18 protein-coding genes are annotated in these 22327 nt (G+C 58.4%); 9 read left to right on the forward strand and 9 right to left on the reverse strand.

What is annotated here, in order from left to right; all coding sequences use genetic code 11:
* Positions 1–74 precede the first annotated feature (74 nt).
* Genes sufD through HMPREF2651_RS07205 form a run of 3 tightly spaced genes read right to left on the reverse strand, consistent with a single transcriptional unit; the run spans position 75 to position 3432 of the window.
* A complete protein-coding gene (gene sufD / locus HMPREF2651_RS07195; protein ID WP_049181020.1) occupies positions 75–1265 on the reverse strand; it encodes a Fe-S cluster assembly protein SufD in 1191 nt (396 codons plus the stop codon).
* 5 nt (positions 1266–1270) lie between these two features.
* Entirely contained in the window at positions 1271–2737 is a 1467-nt protein-coding gene (sufB, locus tag HMPREF2651_RS07200) for a Fe-S cluster assembly protein SufB (RefSeq protein ID WP_049170616.1), read from the reverse strand.
* Entirely contained in the window at positions 2734–3432 is a 699-nt protein-coding gene (locus tag HMPREF2651_RS07205; protein WP_070586016.1) for a helix-turn-helix transcriptional regulator, read from the reverse strand. Before HMPREF2651_RS07205 ends, sufB begins: the two co-directional genes overlap by 4 nt.
* A gap of 186 nt (positions 3433–3618) precedes the next feature.
* On the opposite strand from HMPREF2651_RS07205, the gene mptB reads away from it, so the two are divergent.
* The 4 genes from mptB to HMPREF2651_RS07225 all read left to right on the forward strand — a co-directional run bounded on the left by mptB (position 3619) and on the right by HMPREF2651_RS07225 (position 8262).
* On the forward strand, positions 3619–5358 hold the full coding sequence (mptB, locus tag HMPREF2651_RS07210; RefSeq protein ID WP_049181019.1) for a polyprenol phosphomannose-dependent alpha 1,6 mannosyltransferase MptB: 1740 nt from the start codon (positions 3619–3621) through the stop codon (positions 5356–5358).
* Positions 5359–5383: 25 nt separating this feature from the next.
* Entirely contained in the window at positions 5384–6352 is a 969-nt protein-coding gene (locus HMPREF2651_RS07215) for an ABC transporter ATP-binding protein (protein WP_049181018.1), read from the forward strand.
* Positions 6352–7155, forward strand: coding sequence for an ABC transporter permease (locus HMPREF2651_RS07220; RefSeq protein ID WP_038625377.1), 804 nt, complete (start codon positions 6352–6354; stop codon positions 7153–7155). The genes HMPREF2651_RS07215 and HMPREF2651_RS07220 overlap by 1 nt, the downstream gene beginning before the upstream one ends.
* A 93-nt stretch (positions 7156–7248) precedes the next feature.
* Positions 7249–8262 carry a COX15/CtaA family protein gene (locus tag HMPREF2651_RS07225; RefSeq protein ID WP_038625373.1) on the forward strand — a complete coding sequence of 338 codons (1014 nt, stop codon included), beginning with the start codon at positions 7249–7251 and terminating at the stop codon, positions 8260–8262.
* 419 nt (positions 8263–8681) lie between these two features.
* Here the strand turns inward: HMPREF2651_RS07225 and HMPREF2651_RS07230 are convergent, their stop codons facing one another.
* Positions 8682–9623, reverse strand: a complete 942-nt coding sequence (locus tag HMPREF2651_RS07230) for a heme o synthase (RefSeq protein ID WP_049181017.1) — start codon at positions 9621–9623, stop codon at positions 8682–8684.
* 263 nt (positions 9624–9886) lie between these two features.
* Here HMPREF2651_RS07230 and tkt point away from each other — a divergent pair, with 263 nt between their 5' ends.
* On the forward strand, positions 9887–11986 hold the full coding sequence (tkt, locus tag HMPREF2651_RS07235; protein WP_049181016.1) for a transketolase: 2100 nt from the start codon (positions 9887–9889) through the stop codon (positions 11984–11986).
* A gap of 169 nt (positions 11987–12155) precedes the next feature.
* The gene (gene tal, locus HMPREF2651_RS07240) at positions 12156–13280 is read left to right on the forward strand and encodes a transaldolase (protein ID WP_049181015.1); all 1125 of its coding nucleotides are present in this window, start codon (positions 12156–12158) and stop codon (positions 13278–13280) included.
* Between the two features lie 214 nt (positions 13281–13494).
* Here tal and HMPREF2651_RS07245 read toward each other — a convergent pair whose 3' ends face one another.
* From HMPREF2651_RS07245 to HMPREF2651_RS07255, 3 genes are read right to left on the reverse strand one after another with little or no spacing between them, the layout of a single operon-like run.
* Complete coding sequence (locus HMPREF2651_RS07245) at positions 13495–14214, reverse strand: hypothetical protein (protein WP_038625365.1); 720 nt, start codon at positions 14212–14214, stop codon at positions 13495–13497.
* Positions 14211–14930, reverse strand: coding sequence for an AAA family ATPase (locus tag HMPREF2651_RS07250; protein WP_038625362.1), 720 nt, complete (start codon positions 14928–14930; stop codon positions 14211–14213). Before HMPREF2651_RS07250 ends, HMPREF2651_RS07245 begins: the two co-directional genes overlap by 4 nt.
* Entirely contained in the window at positions 14927–15289 is a 363-nt protein-coding gene (locus tag HMPREF2651_RS07255) for a GntR family transcriptional regulator (protein WP_038628982.1), read from the reverse strand. Before HMPREF2651_RS07255 ends, HMPREF2651_RS07250 begins: the two co-directional genes overlap by 4 nt.
* A 233-nt stretch (positions 15290–15522) precedes the next feature.
* Here HMPREF2651_RS07255 and zwf point away from each other — a divergent pair, with 233 nt between their 5' ends.
* The 3 genes from zwf to pgl are packed head-to-tail and all read left to right on the forward strand — an operon-like array spanning position 15523 to position 18859.
* Complete coding sequence (gene zwf, locus HMPREF2651_RS07260; RefSeq protein WP_038629644.1) at positions 15523–17028, forward strand: glucose-6-phosphate dehydrogenase; 1506 nt, start codon at positions 15523–15525, stop codon at positions 17026–17028.
* A 50-nt stretch (positions 17029–17078) separates the two neighbouring features.
* On the forward strand, positions 17079–18095 hold the full coding sequence (locus HMPREF2651_RS07265) for a glucose-6-phosphate dehydrogenase assembly protein OpcA (RefSeq protein WP_038628980.1): 1017 nt from the start codon (positions 17079–17081) through the stop codon (positions 18093–18095).
* Positions 18092–18859, forward strand: a complete 768-nt coding sequence (gene pgl / locus HMPREF2651_RS07270) for a 6-phosphogluconolactonase (RefSeq protein ID WP_038628977.1) — start codon at positions 18092–18094, stop codon at positions 18857–18859. Before HMPREF2651_RS07265 ends, pgl begins: the two co-directional genes overlap by 4 nt.
* Positions 18860–18976: 117 nt before the next feature.
* Here the strand turns inward: pgl and secG are convergent, their stop codons facing one another.
* A complete protein-coding gene (secG, locus tag HMPREF2651_RS07275) occupies positions 18977–19213 on the reverse strand; it encodes a preprotein translocase subunit SecG (RefSeq protein WP_038628976.1) in 237 nt (78 codons plus the stop codon).
* Between the two features lie 91 nt (positions 19214–19304).
* Positions 19305–22133 (reverse strand): phosphoenolpyruvate carboxylase, encoded by a 2829-nt coding sequence (gene ppc / locus HMPREF2651_RS07280; RefSeq protein WP_038628972.1) that lies wholly within the window; start codon positions 22131–22133, stop codon positions 19305–19307.
* Positions 22134–22327: the final 194 nt, after the last annotated feature.

Raw genomic sequence — 22327 nt, forward strand, 5'->3', positions numbered from 1 at the left:
ATCGGTGTAAGTGGCCTGCTCCCCCGGTGCTACCGGGGTGACAGGGCGGAAAGGGTGAGAAAGAAGATAAGCGGTTAGAAGCCAGCGGTGTTGAGCTCTTCGTCAACGAGTTGCTCAAGCTTCTCGCGAACGGACTCGACCGGAATCAGGTTGATGACCTCGCTGAAGAAGCCGCGAACCACCAAACGGCGGGCTGCCATTTCGGGGATACCGCGGGAGAGCAGGTAGAACAGCTGTTCCTCGTCGAAGCGACCAACGGTAGCAGCGTGACCAGCACCAGCGATTTCACCGGTTTCGATTTCCAGGTTCGGAACTGCGTCGGCACGCGCGCCCTCGGTGAGTAGCAGGTTGCGGTTGAGCTCATAGGTATCGGTGCCCGTGGCCTCTGCACGAATGAGCACGTCTCCCACCCACGCGGTGCGGGCCTCACGATGAGCGACATTCGGCTCGCCCTGCAGCGCGCCCTTGTACATGACGTTGGAGCGGCAGTTCGGCACAGCGTGGTCTACCAGCATGCGGTTTTCGAAGTACTGACCGCCATCGGCGAAGTACACGCCCAGCAGATCGACGTCGCCGCCCGGTGCCGTGAATGCAACGCGTGGAACGATACGGACAACCTCGCCACCGAACGTTGCGACGGTGTGGCGCAGCGTGGCATCACGGCCGACGCGAATATGGTGAGCAGAGCCGTGAACTGCATCTTCGTTCCAGTTCACCATGGTCACGACGCTCAGCTTAGCGCCGTCGCCGATTACGAACTCAATGTTGTCCGCGAACGTGCCGCTGCCACAGTAGTTAATCACGCAGACGGCCTCGGCGTGGGACTGCACATCAATGACGATATGGCCGTAGGAAACGTTGTCCTCGCCCGGGCCATCGATGTCAATGACGACCGGTTCCTTGGAAACCGAATTCTTCGCGAAGGTCACGATGTGTGCATCGTCGAAGTTGGAGTACGCCTGTGCTGCCACGCGATCCGTCGGGGTACCGGCGCGGCCGAGGCGTTCGTCGTCACGCTTGACGACGTCCACAGCGACACCATCCTGACCGCCAGTCTCGACCAAAATCGACGCTGCAACCGGATCGGCGGCGGTGCCGTTGTGGAGACCGCGAAGTTTGCGCAGCGGTGTGAACTTCCACTCCTCATCCTTGCCATGCGGCACGGAGAAGTCCTCCACGTTGAAAGATGAGAAAACGTCGCCCTTGTTCGCCAGCACGCGGCGGCTATGAGCAGCCTGGTTTTCGTTGTTAATCGTCGTAGTCATAGGTATTAACCGACCGAACCTTCCATCTGCAGTTCAATGAGGCGGTTGAGCTCGAGGGCGTATTCCATCGGGAGCTCCTTGGCAATGGGCTCGACAAAGCCACGCACGACCATGGCCATTGCATCTTCTTCTTCGATGCCGCGGCTCATCAGGTAGAAAAGCTGATCGTCAGAGACCTTGGAAACCGTTGCCTCGTGGCCGAGGGTGACGTCGTCCTCGCGGACATCCACGTACGGGTACGTGTCCGAGCGCGAAATCGTGTCGACCAGCAGCGCGTCACACTCGACGTTGGAGTGTGAGTGCTTGGCACCCTTGTTGACCTGCACCAGACCGCGGTAGGCAGCGCGACCACCGTTGCGGGCCACGGACTTGGACACGATGTTGGAGCTCGTGTGCGGAGCCATGTGCACCATCTTGGCGCCGGTGTCCTGGAACTGGTCCTCGCCAGCCATAGCAACGGACAGCACCTCGCCCTTGGCGTGCGGACCAGTCATCCACACTGCCGGGTACTTCATGGTGACCTTGGAACCGATGTTGCCGTCAATCCACTCCATGGTTGCACCCTCTTCGCACTTGGTGCGCTTGGTAACCAGGTTGTAGACGTTGTTCGACCAGTTCTGGATTGTGGTGTAGCGGCAGCGGCCGCCCTTCTTCACGATGATCTCCACAACAGCCGAGTGCAAGGAGTCAGACTTGTAAATCGGAGCAGTACATCCCTCGACGTAGTGCACGTAGGCATCCTCATCGACGATGATGAGGGTGCGCTCGAACTGGCCCATGTTCTCGGTATTAATACGGAAGTACGCCTGCAGCGGGATGTCCACGTGGACGCCCTTTGGGACGTAAATGAAGGAACCGCCCGACCACACTGCGGTGTTAAGCGCAGAGAACTTGTTGTCGCCAGCAGGAATAACGGTGCCGAAGTACTCCTTGAATAGCTCCGGGTGTTCCTTGAGCGCAGTATCAGTGTCCAGGAAGATAACGCCCTGGCTCTCCAAATCCTCGCGAATCTGGTGGTAGACAACCTCAGATTCGTACTGAGCGGCGACACCGGCGACCAAGCGCTGCTTCTCCGCTTCCGGAATGCCGAGCTTGTCGTAGGTGTTCTTAATATCCTCCGGAAGATCTTCCCAGGTCTGGGCCTGCTTCTCGGTGGAGCGAACGAAGTACTTAATGTTGTCGAAGTCGATGCCAGACAAATCCGCGCCCCAGGTGGGCAGCGGCTTGCGGTCGAAGATTTCCAGAGCCTTCAAGCGACGCTCGAGCATCCACTCAGGCTCGTTCTTCTTAGCCGAGATATCGCGAACGACCGCTTCAGATAGGCCGCGCTTCGCGGAAGCGCCAGCGGTATCCGGGTCGTGCCAACCGAACTGGTAGGCACCAATAGACTCAATAATCTCTTCGTCAGTCTGCGGAGTGGCAGCCTTCGTGGATTCAGCCACGTCGGTGGAGTTCTCATGGGCGAGGGTCATTGTCCGCTCCTTTCATGTGGCAATTCAGTAAGTGTCTTTGTTACGGGAGTGAGTGGGATATTTGTGGTGCAGATACCGTTACCATCAGCGATAGTCGCTAACGGTTGGGTGTGCTGCCCTAATAATCTACTAACGGCTTCATGCTCCGCCGCGCAGAGCTCCGGAAACTCGGAGGCTACGTGGCTAATTGGGCAATGGTGCTGGCAAATCTGCACGCCGCCAGTGTTCTGGTTGATAGTTGCCGCGTATCCGGCCCGTCGAAAAGCATCGACGACGGCCTCTACGACCTCTTCCTTCTCTGCGTCCTGCCCCACAGGGGTGACGCCGAGCAGAATGTCATCAATGCGCTGACGGGCAAACTGGGCAACTGCCTGCTCACCGCCGGCCTTGCGCAGTGCGGTCAGAGCTGCGCTAGCAAGATCGTCGTAAGCGTGTCCGAATCTAGCGCGGCCCCGGTCTGTCAGACGGTAGGACTTTGCTGGCCTGCCTCGGCCTCGGGGGCCAGTACTGGGCGCCGGAGCGGTTTCGGCGAGACCTTCGTCCACCAGAATATCGATGTGGCGACGGACTCCTGCAGCGGATAGTCCCAGGGTGTCAGCGATAAAAGTCGCGGACGCCGGGTTGTGTTCCAGAAGTAATTGGAGAATGCGCTTGCGCGTATCACCGTCATTGACGGTCGGTTTCCGATCAGCCATGACTGGTGAGTCACCTCCTGCGATTGGACTGCTGGATCATAAAAAGGTGTCTAGGTGGCTCAGCGAGGCAAATATCCCACTTGCGCCGCTGGTGTATTAGACAACACAATTGTGTCGTAATTGGTGCATAAAGTCCAACGCATTTAAATATCAATGCAACGTCGCTGATTAGAACGCCCTTTCGGCGTGTCGAATCGTCTACTATGTGACCTTGTGAAAACTAACCGACCCGCCCCGCGCCGCTCGTCCACCTTCGACGATGCTCTCGGGGTGCGTGACGTCATTCCGAAAATTGGTCTGGCTGGTTCCAGGTCGGCAACCCTCCACCAAGGCTCAGAACAGCCGCTCCAACACCGCATCAATTACCGCGAACTCCGACGCTTCACCTGGCTGCGTTGGCTGGGTACTCTTGGGTCGATCTTTATTATGGTCACCGGGATTGGCGCAGGCGCGACACCGGTGGTTGGAAATGAGTTTTGGGGTACACCACTCGGGCTGATCCTCGGTCGAATGTTGGTGGCAACGACAATCGTCACCTTCGTGGGGATTGGCATGTTAGTCACAGCCTGGTTGGGTGTCGGAGCTTTTGTTCTGGCCGGTGCGCGGACTCGCGTCACCGCGGTGACCACTCCGATGCTCATACGCACCTACGCGGCATGGGTATTGCCCTTGGTGTTTACCGCTCCCCTGTTTACGCAGGATATCTACTCCTATTTGGCGCAGGCTGCAATTGTGGAGCGGGGTATGGATCCCTATCTCGCAGGACCTGTTGACCTATTGGGAGCCAACGACCCACTGGCCCGATCGGTGCCATTGATTTGGTCGCACTCTCCGAGCCCGTACGGCCCCACAGCCCTCGCAGTGGCATGGGGTATCGCCAAGATAACCAGCGACGGGGTGATTGCTTCCGTCTTTCTACACCGACTCGTCGCCATCGTTTCGCTTCTCGTGGTGTCCTGGGCGCTGGTGCAGCTTGGTCGCCGCTGCGGAGTTAGCTCTCAGTTCACCCTATGGCTGGGCACGCTCAATCCGCTGGTATTGCTGCACCTGGTGGGCGGTATCCACAACGAGGCCCTGCTGCTTGCACTCCTGCTCGTTGGCCTCGAACTGTGTCTACGCGCTATCCACGGTCCTGCGCAATCGATGGAGCCCGATGAGCTGCCAGAACCCGGACCAATCGGACACGAGAACCAAAGCCGAGGAAGATCATGGGCGCTGTATGCAGGCGGTATTGTGCTCATCAGCCTCGCCGGAATGGTCAAAGTTACCGGTTTCGTGGCGCTCGGCTTTGCCGGCATGTGGCTGGCCAGAAAGTTCGGCAGCACCTGGAAGGCCGTTGCTCTTTCCGCAGTAGTGACGGGCGCAATAACCGTCGTCACGGCAGTCGTTGTTTCCTTAGGAACTGGTCTGGGCTTTGGTTGGATCACCGCGCAAGGTGGCGCCGCGACGGTGCGCAGTTGGATGTCGCTAACTACCCTGCTCGGGATCATCGCTGGTTTCTTCGGGAGGCTCCTGGGGCTCGGCGATATCAGCGACAGTGCTTTGCTGTTTACCCGTGGCATTGGTGTAGCGCTAGTGGCTGCCTGGCTCCTACGCATGCTGTTAGCGACGTTCCGTGGTCGCATTCACCCGCTCGGCGGCTACGGCCTAGCGATGTTCGCTCTAGTAATCCTCTTCCCCGTCGTGCACCCCTGGTACTTGCTATGGGCCATCGTGCCGCTGTCCGCTTGGGCCAACCGGGTACAATTTCGCATTGCCGTGGTTCTGTACTCGGCAATTTTCAGTTTTGTAGTACTACCACGCGGCCTGGGGTTGCCTCCGGGTACCGTCGCTCAGATTTACCTACTGGCGTTGGTATTCTTCGTCGCAGTCATGCTCGTCATCTTGGCGTACTCGACGCGATCTAAGGTATTTCGCCTTCATTAAAACTGTGAGATTAGACTGACTAACCGTGAATAACGCTGCCAATTCTCCTGCTCTGCGCCTTGAGAACGTAACGAAGAAATTCGATGACGTTGAGGCTGTATCAGACCTTTCGCTTTCCCTGGATCGAGGTAGGGTTCTTGCGCTTCTCGGCCCCAACGGCGCTGGTAAGACCACAACCGTTGAAATGTGTGAGGGCTTCATCAAGCCGGATGAAGGGCGAATTCGCATTCTCGATCTCGACCCGGTCACTCAAACCACAGCACTGCGCAGCCGCATTGGCATCATGCTCCAGGGCGGAGGTGCCTACCCCGGTGTTCGCGTTGGCGAAATGCTGAACCTAGTTGCCAGTTACTCCGCAAATCCGCTGGACACTGATTGGCTCCTTGAAGTCGTAGGCCTAGAACGCCATCGTAAGACGAACTACCGCAGGCTCTCGGGTGGTCAGCAGCAGCGACTGTCGCTCGCATGCGCCCTGGTCGGGCGTCCGGAGCTGGTGTTCCTCGACGAGCCGACAGCAGGCCTCGATGCCCAGTCCCGTCTAGCCGTCTGGGATCTCATCTCGTCGCTGCGTCGGGATGGGGTCACCGTAGTCCTGACAACGCATCTGATGGACGAGGCTGAATCGCTTGCCGACGACGTTGCGATTATCGACCGAGGCCATTTAGTTGTGGCCGGCACCACCGAGGAGATCACTAGCGCAGGCGCATCGGCGCTCCATGGGACGTCGTCAGGCACTGCTATGAAGGTCAGCGTTCGAGGCAGCCTTGACTTCGAAGAGGTCAACCGCAGCTTTAGCGAGTCTGGTCTTTCGCAGCGTCTGCAGCGTTCTGGCGGTGGAGAGTTCTCATTGATTGGTGAGGCTTCACCGCGCGCCCTGACTGTATTGGCCCAGAGTTGCGAGCGACAAGAGGTGTTGATCACCTCGTTGAATAAGGCGACGCAATCGCTTGAAGATGTCTTCTTGCAGATCACTGGAACGGAGATGAGGAGCTAATGACTACCGCACCGAGGTCTGATGCCTCCCGCTTTGCTAAGGGCACTTTCGCCCCGGAGCCGCAGCGTTCGGACATGGCGACGTTGGTCATGTCGCAGGCGCGGTTGGAGACGAAGCTCTTCTGGCGGCACGGTGAGCAAATGCTCCTCACCATCATTATCCCGTTGGCGATGCTCATCGGCCTGGTGATGGTGCCTGTGTTGGAACTCGATGATCCGCTCGAGCGCATCTTCCCCATGGTGCTGGCGATTTCCGTCATGTCTGCAGGTTTTACGGGGCAGGCAATTGCCGTGGGCTTTGACCGTCGTTACGGAGCCCTGAAGCGCATCGGTGCCTCAGGCGTGCCACCGTGGGGCATTATTGCAGGCAAGATTGTGTCGGTCTGCACTACCGTCACGTTGCAATACATACTGTTCAGCCTCGTGGGGCTCGCTCTTGGCGCAGAGCTTTCGATTGGCGGCTGGCTGTTGGCTTATGTGGGGATGCTTCTGGGAACGTTCGTCTTTACTTCATTGGGCTTGCTCATGGGCGGCACGTTGGGGGCCGAGCTAATCCTAGGTCTCGCCAACCTGATCTGGTTTATCCTCATTGGTGCGACTACTTACGTGGCCGTTGCACCATCGTTAGATGGCATCAGCTCTGTGCTGCTGCACCTCTTGCCGTCCGTCGCGCTTACCGACGTAATCTCCGCGGCATTGGCCATGTCTGTCCAATGGTCAGCTGTCGGGGTGCTGGTTGTGTGGGGTGTCCTTGGCGCTGCACTGGCAGCTCGCTGGTTCCGTTTTGATATGCCGAATGATTAGGACGTTGCCGGGGAATCTGCATAGAAAAGCGCAGCCCAACGCAGGGGTTTGGCTTATTACCATTTTCCGCCAGCATGGGTAGAATTTCTTAATGTGAATACTGCAGATCGAAGTTTGCCCCTATCGTTTTTGCCGCTGACACCAATCGGGCGCCAGAAGCTCTATGCGCTTCTCGTATTGATTGCACAGGCGGCAATCGCGGTAACCGGTTCTATCGTCCGAGTTACTGGTTCAGGTCTCGGTTGTGCTTCGTGGCCAGAATGTCACCCGGGCAGTTTCGTTCCTGTTGCCGGGGAAGCAGAAATGCTCCATCAAATTATTGAGTTCAGCAATCGCCTCCTCACCTTTGTACTGGTTGCGCTCACGCTTCTGCTTTTCCTTTCGGTGATGCGTGTTGGGCGCCGTAAGGAAATCAAGCTGTTGGCGTTCCTTAACGGTCTCGGCGTTATCGTCCAGGCTGTTATCGGTGGCATTTCCGTGTGGGTTGATCTGAAGTGGTACGCCGTGGCCCTGCACTTCCTGCCATCGATGATTTTGGTCTGGCTGGCTGGCATGCTTTTCGTTAAAATCTCTGAACCTGACGACGGTACTGCTACCCGCATGTACCCGCGCTATCTGCGCTATCTGGCTGCCGCCTCCGGTTTGGCTCTGACGATGACGCTGATTACCGGAACTATGGTCACCGGTGCGGGACCACATGCTGGAGATGCCTCGGTGCTCCCGGAGGATCGCCTCCAGCTTCCGATTGTTGACTTGGCGCATATCCACGCTGGTTTTATGTACCTCTACCTTGGCCTGGTTATCGGTCTGATTTTTGGTCTGCTGGCCTCGGAAGCGTTTGCACGTGTGCGTAAGGTTGCCATCGCACTCGTTGTGTTCATTTTGGCTCAGGGCGTGGTTGGAATGATTCAGTACTGGTCCGGTGTACCGGAGGCATTGGTGCCGGTTCACGTTGCCGGATCTGGTATCTGCACCGCTTTGACTGCAGTACTTTTCCAGCACGGTTACCGCACTGTCGGCGGTAGCGCAGTAGTGACCGGGTCTCTGGAAGGCGATGCGGCTGCCGCAATTGTCGCGTCGGAAAAGAATGCTGAGGTTACCGCGTAGCTAGCTGCTGGTCAGCGGCTGTATTAACCACTGTGGTTACCGGCTGTTGATTCCTGCTCGAACCGCCTAAACACGCACTTTGATCTCGGCGTGTTTAGGCGGTTTTGCTGTCTGCTCGGCTTTGTGTGCTCGGATGTGTTTTCCCAGTGGCTAGCGGGCTGCGCGAGCGATGCTAGGGGCGGTGCGGGGGCGGGCTGCCCACCTATCGATCCGAGTTACTGACTGCGTTCATGACAAAAATGTCCCGAAAAATGGTCTGAAAGTGTCATAAACTCGCACAGTTTCACATTTGCAGCCCGTTTGCACACACAAAAAGAGGCCCTCCCCGGCATTGGGGAGGGCCTCTTCGAGGATTAACAGCTAACTGGGGAAAGGGCCGGGTCTGGCTCCCAACGCAGCTACCCTAGAACGCAACTACCCTAGAACATGCTTAAAACTGTCTGCAGTCCGAGTACAGCATCCAGCGAAAGCGCCACACACACGATGGACAAGTAGTTGTTCGACATGAAGAACAGCTTCATCGGCTTGATCTTGCCACCGGTTTTAACGTGACGGTGCAGGTCAATGGCGCCCCACAGGAACCAGGCACCAGCGCCAACCGCGCCAATCAGATAAATCCAACCAGCGTACGGAACCAACAGCAGAGTGGTAATCACGGTTGCAGCGGTGTAGTAAATAATGCGCTTGGAAACGATGATTGCCGGCTTGACCACTGGCATCATCGGCACGCCAGCGGCCTTGTAATCCTCCTTGTAGCGAAGCCCCAGCGCCCAGGTGTGCGGCGGAGTCCAGAAGAAGATGAGCAGGAACAGGATGAAAGCCTGCCACCAGTGAGCGAGCCCCGTAATCTCCGGGTTGTTGTCAGTGATGACGGCCCAGCCAACCATCACCGGCATACAACCCGCAGCGCCACCCCAGATTACGTTCTGATCAGTTCGGCGCTTCAGCCACAACGTGTAGACGAAGATGTAGAACGCAATCGTAATCAGTATGAAAACGGCGGCCAGCAGCGAGTTACATAGCAGCCACAGCCAGAGGAACGACGCAATCATCAAGATGGTGCCGAAAATTGCTGCCGCGCGACGGCTAACCTGGTTGCGCGCGAGCGGGCGCCGACGAGTGCGGCGCATCTTCTGGTCAATGTCGTAATCCATGACCATGTTGAAGGTGTGCGCTGCCGCTGCACCCATCCAACCACCGAACAGGGTGAGAAGAATCAGTCCAACGTGTACATGACCGCGATCAGCCTGAAGCATTGCGGGAATGGCCGCGACGAGCAGGAGCTCAATAATTCTTGGCTTAGTCAGTGCAATATACGCCTTGACTGTTTCCAACAAAGCAATGTCCCTTTCACGCGCCATAAACAAAGCCCCCCGTCTACAGATAGTCGGATGCAACGGTCGGAAAGTTCCCGACGAGTTTTTCCGCAAAATAAAATGAGGGGCAGGCAATCAGTTTACCGATAATCATAACGGTTCCAATAATGACCGTCGTAAAGCATGTGCGGCGCGCCCTCTGATGCTTACCTTCGAGCTATTCGGCCCGGTTTAAACCGAGCGCACGTATTCCTAGTTAGTATGGAAGAGATCTTTACTAATCCATTTGGATACTAGGAGTCATTCACGTGACACTGTCGACTGAGCATGAAGCACGGGTTGTTCGCAACTACCCCTCGGACTGGTCTGACTTGGACACGAAGGCCGTAGATACGGCTCGTGTGCTGGCTGCAGATGCCGTGGAAAAGGCAGGTTCGGGACATCCCGGCACTGCTATGAGCCTCGCACCGCTGGCTTACTCTCTCTACCAGCGCGTTATGCGCCATGACCCGAAGGATACGAAGTGGATCGGCCGTGACCGTTTCATTCTCTCCTGTGGTCACACCTCTCTGACGCAGTACGTCCAGCTCTACCTCGGCGGTTTTGGCCTGGAGCTCGATGACCTGAAGGCACTGCGTACGTGGGACGCCCTCACCCCGGGTCACCCGGAGTACGGCCACACTGACGGCGTGGAAATCACCACTGGTCCGCTGGGTCAGGGTCTGGCTTCGGCTGTCGGTTTTGCCATGGCTTCGCGACGGGAACGTGGGCTGTTCGACCCGGAAGCTGCTCCGGGTGAGTCTCCGTTCGATCACTACGTGTACGTCATTGCTTCTGATGGTGACGTTCAGGAGGGTGTCACTGCCGAGGCCTGCTCGCTGGCCGGCACTCAGCAGCTGGGCAACCTGATTGTCTTCTGGGATGACAACGGCATCTCCATCGAGGACGACACCACTATTGCTTTCACCGAGAATGTGGCGGACCGCTACCGTGCTTACGGCTGGCAGGTCATTGAGGTCGACGGCGGCGAGGACGTCGCAGCACTCGAGGCTGCTGTCGAGGAGGCCAAGAAGGATACGGAGCGTCCAACCTTCATTCGCGTTCGCACTGTAATCGCTTACCCGGCTCCGACCAAGATGAACACCGGTGCTTCGCACGGTGCTGCTCTTGGTGGCGAGGAGATTGTCGGCATCAAGGAAGCTCTCGGCTTCGATACCGATAAGAGCTTTGACATCGCTGACGAGGTCATTGAGCACACCCGGAAGCTGGTTGAGCGCGGTGCTGAGGCTCACGCGCAGTGGCAGGTTAAGTTCGACGAGTGGGCTGCGACCAACCCGGAGCGCAAGGCTCTGCTGGATCGTCTGACCGCCGGCGAGCTGCCAGAGGACTTCGACGCTGAGCTGCCGACGTGGGAGCCGGATGAGAAGGGCGTTGCCACCCGTAAGGCTTCTGAGGCCGCGTTGCAGGCACTGGGTAAGGCTCTGCCAGAGCTGTGGGGTGGCTCGGCCGACCTGGCCGGCTCCAATAACACTGTCCTGAAGGGTGAGCCGTCCTTCGGCCCGAAGTCCATCACCACCGGCACCTGGACCACCGACCCGTACGGCCGTAACCTGCACTTCGGTATCCGTGAGCACGCCATGGGGTCGATCCTCAACGGCATTCTGCTCCACGGTGGTACCCGTCCGTACGGCGGCACCTTCCTTATCTTCTCGGACTACATGCGTCCGGCTGTCCGCCTGGCATCGCTGATGGGCATCTCCCCTATTTATGTCTGGACCCACGACTCCATTGGTCTGGGCGAAGACGGCCCGACGCACCAGCCTGTTGAGCAGCTGGCTTCACTGCGCGCTATCCCGGGTGTGTCCACCGTCCGTCCGGCTGATGCTAACGAGACCGCTCAGGCTTGGTCCGCTGTTCTCGAAGGCGAGGCAGGTCCGAAGGCTCTGGCTCTGACCCGCCAGAACGTCCCGGTCCTGGAAGGCACGAAGGAAAAGGCCGCCGAGGGCGTCCGGCGTGGTGCGTACGTGCTTGTCGACGGAGCCAAGGAGACCCCGGACGTCATCCTCATGGGTACCGGCTCGGAGGTTCACCTCGCTGTCGAGGCCGCTGAGAAGTTGGCTGAGGAAGGTGTCAGCGCCCGCGTTGTCTCCGTCCCGTGTCTTGACTGGTTTGAGCAGCAGGATGAGGCCTACCGTGAGCAGGTCCTGCCGAAGGCGGTCCGCGCTCGTGTTTCGGTTGAGGCCGGTATTGCTATGCCGTGGTACCGCCACCTGGGCGACGCTGGTCGCGCGGTCTCCTTGGAGCACTTCGGTGCCTCGGCTCCGTACAAGGAGCTGTTCGAGAAGTTCGGCATCACCGCTAACGCTGTTGTCGATGCGGCCAAGGAGTCCATCGAGGCTGCTAAGTAAGTTTGTTAAACCTGGCGCTATCGGCCACTGTCGGTACGGGATTTGTGAAAACCGTACCGAGCTCCGGTGGCGCCAGTATTGTTTGTGGCGCACAGTAGTTTAAAGACGGATAACTTTTAGAGAAGTCTTTAGACAACGAAGCGGTTTAGACAGAAAGGCGTTAAACACTATGGGAAACACCACGATGGAAGCACTCGCCAAGGTAGGAACCTCGGCGTGGCTCGACGATCTTTCGCGCCAGCGTCTCACCTCGGGCGATTTGAAGAACCTCATCGATGAACTGCGGGTGGTTGGTGTCACCACTAACCCGGCTATCTTCTCTTCGGCGATGACCGCTGGTGAGGACTATGACTCTCAGCTGGCGCAGCTCACCGCTGAGCGCGCGAATCCGTCAGATGCTGTGTTCGCCATGGCTATCGACGATGTCCGCGATGCCTGTGACCTCTTCGCCGGTGTGGCTGAGGATACCGACGGTGTCGATGGCCGTGTTTCTATCGAGGTCGATCCTCGTTACGCCGACAACTACGAGGCCACGATTGCGCAGGCTCGTGAGCTCTGGGAACGCGTCGACAAGCAAAATGCGATGATTAAGATTCCGGCGACCGATGCTTCCCTGCCGGCTGTCACCCAGGCTCTGTCCGAGGGTATTTCGGTAAACGTCACCCTGATTTTCTCGGTGGAGCGTTACCTGCAGGTCATCGATGCGTTTATCGAGGGTATCGAGCGTGCGAAGGACAACGGCGTGGACCTGGTTTCGGTTCACTCTGTTGCGTCGCTGTTTGTTTCTCGCGTTGACACTGAGATTGATGCTCGCCTGGACAAGATTGGCTCGGAAGAGGCCTTGGCTTTGCGTGGTAAAGCTGGTCTGGCCAACGCCCGCGCCGCTTACGCCAAGTTCGAAGAGACCTTCTCCTCGCAGAATATCCGTTGGGCGCAGCTGGAGAACGCCGGCGCTAAGCCGCAGCGCCTGCTGTGGGCTTCCACCGGTGTGAAGAACCCGGCTTACCCGGACACCCTTTACGTGACTGAGCTGGCTGCTCCGCAGACAGTGAACACCATGCCTGAAAAGACGCTGCGCGCTGCTGCGGGCTTCGAGGGCGAGGTTCGCGACGCCGTCAGCGGTCAGGGTGAAGCAGCCAATGCTGTTATGACCCAGCTCAGCGAGATTGGCATCGACCTGGATGATGTCTTCGCTGTCCTGGAGCGCGAGGGCGTGGAGAAGTTTGTGGATTCCTGGCAGTCCCTGCTCGTGTCGATTGCACAGCGAATGGAACAGCTGCACGAACCCTGCTGATTATCTAGCTTCCTGTTGGAAGCGGCCGCATTTATGGCTGGCGTCAGCGGGTCGATGAACGATGCGAGTTACTGACTGCGCTATGGCAAAAATGGTCCGAAAAATAGCCTGAAAGTGTCATAAACTTGCACAGTTTCACATTTGCAGCCCGTGTTTTTCGGCCCGTAAGCTGCGCACAAAAAGCTCCCTGCGGAGGGGAGCTTTTTTGTGGGTGCTAGGATGCGGCGAAGGCGGGGCGCACGTCGGGCTGTGGGCGTTTCTCTTCCTTTAAGGCCCAGGCCATCACGACCGCGGAGATTACGGTGATGATTGAGGCAAAGATTGGCACAGCCGGCCAGGGAGCGCCCGGGATAGAGTCGGTCACGTCCAGCAGGTAGCTGAACAGGAAGAGCGCGACCAGTGCCAGGCCAATGGTGATCGATCCCGCACGAGAGCCCTTCGCGCCGGCGACGGTGCCGATTGCGGTGCCCGCCACGGAAGACATCAGGAAGCTCAAGAAGACGCACAGAGCGGTAAGCAGGATTGTCGTGTAGTTCTGCCCAGAATCCTGAATCATGTACAGCTCCCCGTTGGTGTCCGGGAACAGGGCCGGTCCAGAGGTGACAATGAAGCTATCGAATCCCCGGTAGTAACCGGACTTATTCTGTTCGGTGACCATCGCCACGACGATGAAGGCGGTAGCCACCAGCGATGTTCCCAAGATTGCAATGATTGCGGAGCGCACCCAGCGGGCGGTGCGCACGCCGTAGTCGCGCAGGGTGACCGAGCGCTGGGCGGTGATGAGGAAGAGGATGCCCAGCGCGATGATGCCCAGCAGGGTGTTGCCGGTGCCGCTGCCCACGAGCATGCGCCCGAAAGCCGAGTAGAGGATGGCCACGGCGGCGACGCCGAGGAAGGTTTTCTTGTTGGTTGCGATGAAAGCCCCGGTGCTCATTTCTTGCTCCTTTCGATGTAGGCGGAGGTGCTAGCGAGGTCGATGAGGGCCGCGGGGTCGAGGTAGCTAACCTCAACACCGAGGGCGCGGGCATGCGCGGCGGTCGATGGGCTGAGCGCTGCAGCCAAAATCGCCTCGCAGCGCTCGCCGAGAGTTTTCTTAGCGAGCACCGAGCCGGCCACCTGCGTCACTAGGTCCGCAGAGCCGCGTAGCACCGGATGGGTAGCGCGCAGCTTATCGACGTCATAGGGTCCGTACGCATCCTGCTTGTGCATGACGATCAAGGTGTCCACCAGGTCTGCGAGATCCTGGGAGTGCTGCGACGTGACCACAATGTCGGCCGATTCGGCGGCGTCGATAAGCATGCCGCGCAACATGGTGCGGTGCTCGACATCGAGGCCGTTGAAGGGTTCGTCGAAAAGCAATGCATCCTTGCCCGATGCGAGGGCGGCCGCAGCGATGAGCAGCTGGCGCTGGCCCAGGCTGAGCTTTTTGATGGGGGTGTCGCCGGGGAAATCTAGGAGGGACTCCGCGTGGGACACATCGAGTTGATCCCAGCCGGTGCGCAGGATGCGGAAATATTCGCGCGGGGTGACGCCGAAGATCTGGGTGTCGGGTGCTGCCTTCGCCACGGCAGCCGTAGGCATTTGCGCGAGGGTATGCAGGTAGTAGGTCTTGCCGGCGCCGTTGGGGCCAATCACGCCGTAGATGCTCATTTCTCCTCCTCCAGCATGGCGATGATGTCGTGGAGCGTAAGGCCGAGGATGTCGGCCTCCGCTTTTAACGGCTCGATGTAGGTGCGCTGGAACGCTTCACGACGCTCAGCTCGAATGCGCTCACGAGCGCCTGGGGTGACGAACATGCCGAGTCCTCTTTTCTTCTCCACGAGCCCCACCATCGACAGTTCCGTCATGGCCTTGGCAGCCGTGGTTGGGTTGACCTGATAGAACTCCGAGAGTTCCTTGGTTGAAGGGGCGCGACTCTCAGCCGCGAGCTCCCCGGACAGAATCATTGATTTCAGATTCTCGGCGATCTGGACGTAGATGGGCCGAGAATCCGCCTCCTTCGCCTGCATATCCACCTCCATGGTGTACGGGTATACCACCTATGCCATAAACCTAAAGCAGAAGAAAGGGGCCCGTCAAGGCCCCATCGAAGGAATCGGAAACGATTCCACCGGACTTTTCTCGATATGACATTATGTAAACCGTGAGTGATTCTCTGCAACGCAACGATCCGAACTCCCCTACTGCCAGTTCTCCGCACAACGGAGATGGCAGCACCAACCACGACGGATACGTCAACCCGCTGCGCGACCCGCAGGATAAGCGCTTGCCGCGTATTGCGGGGCCGGGTGGCATGGTAATTTTCGGAGTGACGGGCGATCTGGCCCGAAAAAAGCTCCTGCCTGCCATTTATGACCTGGCCAACCGCGGTCTGCTACCTGCCTCCTTCGCGTTAGTTGGCTACGGTCGTCGCGAATGGTCGAAGCAGGACTTTGAGGATTATGTGCGTACCGCAGTGGAACAGGGCGCCCGCACAGACTTCCGTGAGAGTGTCTGGCAGCGCCTGGCTGAGGGCATTCACTTTGTTACCGGTACCTTCACCGATGACGAGGCCTTCGATCGCCTGGCCGCGCAACTTGAGGAGCTCGATCGCTCCCGCGGCACCGCTGGCAACTGGGCCTACTACCTGTCCATTCCGCCAGCTAACTTCCCCGATGTCTGTCATCAGCTCGATCGTTCGGGGCTCGCGCAGTCGGGCGAGGATTATTGGCGTCGCGTGATTATTGAGAAGCCATTCGGCCACGACCTGGCTTCGGCCCAGGAACTCAACCGGATTGTGAACTCGGTGTTCCCAGAAGACGCTGTGTTCCGCATTGACCACTACCTGGGCAAAGAAACCGTCCAGAACATTCTGGCCATGCGTTTTGCCAACCAGTTGTTCGATCCGATGTGGAATTCTCACTACATTGACCACGTTCAGATCACCATGGCCGAGGACATCGGTTTGGGTGGTCGCGCCGGTTACTATGACGGTATCGGTGCAGCTCGTGACGTAATTCAGAACCACCTACTCCAGCTGCTGGCACTGGTGGCAATGGAAGAGCCCATCGCCTTTACCCCGGAAGAGCTGCAGGCGGAAAAAATTAAGGTTCTGCGTGCCGTCGAGCCAGTGCGTCCGTTTTCGAAATACACCGCACGTGGCCAGTACACCGCGGATTGGCAGGGCAGCAACTTTGTGCCAGGGCTGCGCGATGAGGAAGGATTCGACCCCGAGTCCACGACCGAGACCTACGCCGCTTGTACGCTCCAGATCAATTCTCGTCGTTGGGCCGGTGTCCCCTTCTACCTGCGCACCGGCAAGCGCCTCGGCCGTCGCGTCACTGAAATTGCGCTGGTCTTTAAGTCCGCACCGCACTTGCCTTTTGCGGAGACAATGACTGCCGCTCTCGGTCAGAACGCCATGGTGATTCGAGTCCAGCCTGACGAGGGCGTGCTCATGCGCTTCGGCTCGAAGGTTCCGGGCTCGGCCATGGAGGTGCGCGATGTCAACATGGACTTCTCCTACTCCGAGGTGTTTACCGAGCAGTCGCCAGAGGCCTACGAGCGCCTGATTCTGGATGCGCTTCTCGACGAGGCCAGCCTCTTCCCCACTAATGAGGAAGTCGAGCTGTCCTGGAAGATTCTTGACCCCATCATCGAGTACTGGGCCAAACGCGGCCGTCCCGAGGGCTACCCCGCAGGTTCGTGGGGGCCGTCCTCCGCTGACCACATGCTTGAGCGCGACGGTCGCGCTTGGCGACGGCCATAGGTTGCCGACCTCTCAGTTCTTAAGAATTTTCTGACAGAAAGAACACTTTCATGATTGTCAATTTGCCAGACACTGACACCGCGAGCATTGCTCGTCAGTTGGTGCAGCTTCGAGAGCAGGGCGGCATCGTTACCACGGGCCGTGTCCTTACCCTGATCGTTTTGGCCAAAAGCGAAGACGACCTGGAAAACATTATTTCCACGGTCAACTCCGTTTCCCGCGAGCACCCATCCCGTGTGCTGGTATTGGTCTCCGATGATCCACGCCTGGATAATCGCCTCGACGCGGAACTCCGCGTCGGTGGAGATGCCGGTGCTGCTGAGATCGTGGTTATGCACATGTCCGGTGAGATTGGTCAGCACCACAGCTCTGTGGTGACTCCCCTGTTGCTGCCCGATACGCCGGTCGTGGCGTGGTGGCCGTCTGAGGCGCCTCAAGTCCCAGCGGCGACACCAATCGGCAGGATTGCCCAGCGCCGTATCACCGATTCGTTGTGTGACCCGAATAGTAACGCTATCTACACGCGCCGTACGGGCTACACGCCTGGCGATTCCGACCTGAGCTGGTCGCGACTGACGAACTGGCGCGGTGTGTTGGCCTCGGCTTTCGACTTGCCGCCGCACTCGCCAGTGACCTCCGTGTCTATCTACGGTCCACAGGAGTCGCCATCGGTGGAGGTCGCCGCCGGCTGGTTGGCAGATCGCCTGGGGCTGCCGGTCAACCGCTACTCCACCGGGGAGAAGAAGATTCCGGTGGACGAAAAGGGCCGCGCCAAGCCACCGGTGACCTCGGTCGCGTTTGAGCGTGAAAATGGCCAGACCCTGCGCATCGATATTGAAAGCGCTACCACTGCATCGGTCACCAACGGAGAAAAGCCCCCGTTCAAGGTCGCATTGTCGCGTCCTACACGCTCCGAGTGCTTGGCAGAGGAGCTGCGTCACCTCGACCACGATACTGCCTACGGACGTGCCCTGCGTGGTCTCAGCCAGATTCACACCGTAGGCATGCAGACCCCAACGTCCACGATCACCAGCTTCGCGAACGAACCAGGAGTCTCTGACAAGTGACAACCGATAACGTCTTGAATACCGTCCCCGCCCCTCAGTTCCACCGCGCCGCCGACCAGGCCGGCATCGTCGAGGCTGCACGTCAAAGCTTCATCGATGCGGTTGTCGCCGTCCAGAATGGCAACGTCTCTCCGGTCACCGATGACGGTTTTGTACGCGTCGTTCTCACTGGTGGCGGCGCGGGTACCGCTTTGCTCAGTGCGCTTGCCGACGATTCTGGAGACATCGACTGGAACCGAGTCCTGGTGTTTTTCGGAGATGAACGCTTTGTCGCTGCCGACTCGGTAGACCGCAATGCGCTGGCTGCTCGTGAGCGTCTCTTGTCCCCTGTCGGCGTGCCGGAGGACAACATCTTCGAGTTTGCTGCTGCCGACAGCGGCGTGACCACCACGGAGGCCGCCGAAAGCTACGAAGCTATCGTTCGCCAGAAGGCTCCAAACGGCTTTGACCTGCACCTTCTTGGTATGGGCGGAGAGGGACACATCAACTCGATCTTCCCGCATACCGCAGCGCTCGCTGAGCAGGAACGCTTGGTCGTGGACGTGCATAACTGCCCGAAGCCACCACCGACCCGCATCACGCTGACTATGCCGGCCATTGCCAGTTCGCAGCGTGTGTGGCTACTGGTAGCCGGTGGTGAAAAGGCCGAGGCAATTGCAGCTATCGCTCAGCAGGACGACCCAGCGCAGTGGCCAGCGGCCGGAGTTCGCGGTGTCCAGGAAACCATTGTCTTTGTTGACGATGCTGCGGCTGCACAGCTTTAGGCTTCCGCTTCACCGTTAACAGCCAAGAAACAACAAATTCCCGTCGATAAGCGAAATGCTATCGACGGGAATTTTTATTACTTAAAGGCCTTCGGTGGGGCGTGCTGCGTGCGGAACCTACCAGCCGAAGGTATTGAACAGCAGCAACAAGACAATGCAGAGCAACCAGATAATCATGGTCACAATAGTGACGCGGTCAAGGTTCTTCTCCACCACAGTCGAACCGGACAGATTCGACTGCATACCGCCACCAAAGAGGCTGGACAGTCCGCCACCCTTACCCTTGTGGAGCAGGATGAACAGCGTCATCAGGATGGATGTGATGACCAGGACAATCTGAATGGCGAGGTACACGCGCACTTCCTTTTGAAACGTCGCTTCTTTAAGAACTCCAACTATACTAGCGCAATTGCTCCGCTGGCTAGGTATTCCCCAGCCGCCTTTTCTAACCGGAGTTGCGCAGTGCAGTTGCCAGACCGTTCATGGTCAGCTGAATGCCCCGACGCACCTTGTCGCGGTTATCGCCAGCACGGTAGCGACGCAGCATCTCCAGCTGGATGATGTTCAGCGGCATGAGGTATGGGAAGCGCATGTCCACCGAGCGCCTGAGCAGCGGATTGTCTTCAAGAAGGTCCTTGTACCCGGTTACCTTCAGGAACATCTTCAGCGTCAGGTCGAACTCAGCCTTGATGATGCTGTAGATGCGCTCACCGTCGGCCTTATTTTCGCACAGGCTAGCGTAGGCGCGCGCCAGGTTCAGGTCAGCCTTGGACATCACCTGCGCCATGTTCGACAGCACCGAGTTGAAGAACGGCCAGTCCTCGTTGAGCTGACGGAGTTCGGCTAGGCGGGAACCGTCCTCGTCCTCACCAATCCACTCCTGCAGTGCAGAGCCGACACCGAACCAGCCCGGCACCATAGAACGCTGCTGCGACCAGGACAGTACCCATGGAATTGCGCGCAAATCAGAGATGGTCTGAGTCTGCTTGCGTGAGGTCGGACGCGAACCGATGTTGAGGCTACCAATCTCATCGACCGGAGTCGACGACGTGAAGAAGTCGATAAAGCCCGGGTCCTCGTGCATGAGCTTCGAGTAGGCCTCACGAGACAGGTCGGAAATCTCCGACATGATCTCATGGGCGCGAGCTGGGTTCTTCAGGTCATCGACATCGAGCAGAGTCGACTCGATAGTTGCCGAAACCAGCGCGGCGAGGTTCCTGCGCGCCGCCGCAGGGTGACCGTACTTCGCAGAGATAATCTCGCCCTGCTCGGTGACACGCACCGAACCCTGGACTGCGCCGGAAGGCTGCGCCAAGATTGCCTCGTAGGACGGTCCGCCACCACGGCCGACAGTACCTCCGCGGCCGTGGAAGAGACGCAGGCGAATGTCGTTGTCCTTCGCGGCTGCCACGATGGCGACCTCCGCGTCGTAAAGCGCCCAGTTTGCAGCGAAGTATCCGCCGTCCTTGTTCGAGTCGGAGTAGCCGAGCATGACTTCCTGCAGATCTCCGCGCGCAGAGACGTATGCGCGGTAGACCGGAATGTCCCACGCAGCACGCAGCACGTCGGCGCCAGCCTGCAGGTCTTCGATGGTTTCAAACAGCGGGATGACGTCTACAGAACCGGTCGGCTGGGATCCATTCGGACGAATCAGACCGACCTCCTTAAGCAGAATCATCGGCTCCAGCAGGTCGGAAACCGATGTACACATCGAAATGATGCAGTGCGGTACCGCGTCGCGACCGTACTTGCGCACCGCACGAGATGCCGCACGCATAATGCCCAGCTCGCGGGCCGTGGCTTCAGAAAGATCTGCGGAAGTCGAAACCAGCGGACGGGAGGACTGCAGTTCCTTGGTCAGCAGCTCGACCTTGTCAGCTTCCTTCAATCCCGCGTAATTGTCCACCACACCAGCAGCGGAAAATAGCTCGGTGAGAATTTCCTCGTGAGAGTCCGAATTCTGACGGATATCAATCGAGTACAGGTGGAAACCAAATACCTCAACTGCATCCATCAGATCGCGCAGACGGTGATCGGCGATGAGATCATCGTGGCTGGAACGCAGTGAGTCGTCGATAATCGAGAGCTCTTCAAGCAAGTCCTCGGCGCTGTCATACGGAGTGAACTCCGACCAGTCGCCCTCGATGATGGACTCATCGAAGAAGTTCACCGCTGTTGCCGCCACGCGACCGCGGATACCGTGAACCGCACGACGGTACGGCTCATCTTCACGGTTTAGTACGTCATTGTGGCCCCGGCTGGCCAAGGCGACCAGATCGACGGTGACCTTAGTCAGGCGGTCGCTGAGACTGAGTTCGCGCTCCAGCAGGTGCAGCTGCGAGAAATAGTGACGCAGGATGGTGCCCGCTGCTCGATCGGAGGCGTAGCGCAGCGTCTCCTCCGTCACGTATGGGTTGCCATCGTGATCACCGCCAATCCACGAGCCCATACGAATCGTTGGATTAGCCTGCAGCTTGTCGCCGCCGAGCTGACGCAAGTGCTTGACGACGTCCCGGTTAATCTGTGGCACAGCTTCCAGCAGAGAAAGCTGGTAGTAGCGAAGACCAACCTCGACCTCATCGCGAATATCCGGGCGGTTCATGCGAATCAGAGCCGTCTGCCACAGCGTCAGAATACGGCGGCGGATATCGGCATCAATCTCAGCGAGTCGGTCCGCGGTGCGTGCATTCAGCGGGGCTGCCTGGATCTCGTGGCGGCGCCGCATTGCGGCCGTGATGTGCTTCTGCACATCGAACACTGTACGACGACGAGTTTCCGTTGGATGTGCGGTCAGAACAGGGACGACCTCAATGTGGTCCATCATGTCCGCAATAGCGCTGCCAGAAACCTTGGCGTCGCGAAGCTTCTGCCATGTTGCCTCCAGCGTGGAGTCCTGCGGCGGATCGCCAGCATCGAGAGAGGCCTCGATGCCTAGTTCTTCGTGCAGATCCTCAGCGAGGTTAGCCAAAAGTGCGAAGTGCGTGAAAGCACGGATGACCGGGCTTGCCTCGGCCGGGTCTATGTCACGGAAGAGGCCGGCGAGTTTCTCGATATCGCCATCGCCACGATGGAGTTCGAAGGCTGCGCGGCGAGCATTTTCGACCAGGTTAAAGACCTCGTCACCCTCTTGCTCGCGGATTACCTGTCCGAGAATTCGACCCAGGTGGCGAATATCCTCCCAGAGCAAGTCCTGCTGCTTCGCGGTAGCGGTCGATGAGGATTGCTCATTGCTTGCAGTGTTTCGGTCAGCGTCACGATGTACTTGTTCGTTCATTGAGCACGTCCTTTTAAAATTGCCGGGCATTCAAAGTGGAAAGCCTCGGGAAATGTATTGCGCTGAATTATTGCCATTCGGTGTGTCTGGGTTGAGTCCGCCTAAAGGCAATAACCCCGAATCGGTTTTATGAGAATCAATAAAACCAATCCGGGGTCGCGCATGGCGCCTATCTTATCAGTTGATCTGATTTT

Origin of the sequence: Corynebacterium sp. HMSC063A05, assembly GCF_001809695.1 — a bacterium.
GTDB lineage: Bacteria > Actinomycetota > Actinomycetes > Mycobacteriales > Mycobacteriaceae > Corynebacterium > Corynebacterium amycolatum.